This is a genomic window from Sulfurimonas sp., from assembly GCF_032250635.1.
In the GTDB taxonomy this organism is placed as follows: Bacteria; Campylobacterota; Campylobacteria; order Campylobacterales; family Sulfurimonadaceae; genus Sulfurimonas.
Map to the genome: position 1 here is coordinate 1 of NZ_JAVVFL010000281.1, position 1,241 is coordinate 1,241.

Annotated in this window: 1 protein-coding gene; it reads right to left on the reverse strand. The window is 33.8% G+C overall.

The features are described from left to right. Positions 1-174: 174 nt before the first annotated feature. Positions 175-1,185: a type IV pili methyl-accepting chemotaxis transducer N-terminal domain-containing protein gene (locus RQ763_RS11760; RefSeq protein WP_314153182.1), complete on the reverse strand. Its 1,011-nt coding sequence runs from the start codon at positions 1,183-1,185 to the stop codon at positions 175-177. Between the last annotated feature and the right edge of the window lie 56 nt (positions 1,186-1,241).

A 1,241-nucleotide genomic window follows, 5' to 3' on the forward strand; every position in this document is an offset into this window, starting at 1 on the left:
GGATAAAACTGCGTCTAAATTTTTCGTTAAGGTGTCCATTAACAGAGCTATATTACCACTTTAGAATAAACAAAATCTTTGACTTAAGTCAAATAAGTAGTTTTTGTAATTAAGATAGGATTAATTTAAGAAGAATTTTTAATATTATATTTTGTTTAGAATATCGACAACTGCTCAAGATTTAACTATTTGGCAGTTTTTTAGCAGTTCATCTAGCTCATTTTTTAGATTTGCAAGTTTTTTTGTAGAATTTATCAACTCTTCAGTTGATGCAATAACCATATCCTCACTGTTGTGGAGATGTTTACAGGCCAATGATTTGTCCTTTAGCTCACCTAGTATAGTGTCAAATTCATCCGTTAGTTCTTCCAGTTTTGAAGAGGCTTTTTGAGATTGCAAAAGTGCTTCGTTTGAGTATTCAACCGCAGAGTTTATCTTGCTTATGAAGCAGTTTATTGCATCGCTAACCTCTACAATCTCTCCTTCGCTCTTCGCCTCAAGCTCTAAAGGAGCAAGACATGATATATCCTCGTTGTCCGCAAGCATCTTTGAGTACTGCATAAAAGCATCTGCATGAGACTCAATTGATTTAAGCTGCAAGAATGAGTATATAAAAATTAGAAAAAGCATTAGACCAGCAGAGTATTGAAATGTTTTTATAAAATCTGTTTTACTCTCACTATGATTTGTGTACATTGTTACAAGTATGTCCACGTTTTCTAGAAGAGCAGTGTTCTTTTTATGTATGGAGTCAATGATTTCGCTCAGCTGTTGCTCTTGTTTGACATCCAAAGCTGCAAATTTTTTGTACTCTTTGACGTCCTCGTAAAAGCTGTTCCATAGTTTTTCTATATATTTTAGTTGGTTGGATATTTCGCTTGTGGAGACAGCCGATACCCCTCTTGCTTTATCCCCGTTTTTAAGAGTGTTTAATCCATAGATAAACTCTTCACTGGCTTTGTCGGTCTCTTGGAAATCATAAGTGTGGCTGTATTGTATGTAAAAAATAGACTTTGATATCTTTTGAGTCAACATTCTTTGCTTGCCTGCTATATTGATTACTAAAGCATCTTTTCTATTTTGCTGGGTCAGATATATGGTTGTTGCAATAAGACCGACAACTAGAATTATTAATAGAGCGCCTATGATTTTTATTTTTGTGCTGATTTTATTAAACTTAGTCATCGTGATAGCTACCCTTTAATTATGGTGTTAAGTTTTTCTATGTCTATAACTACAAC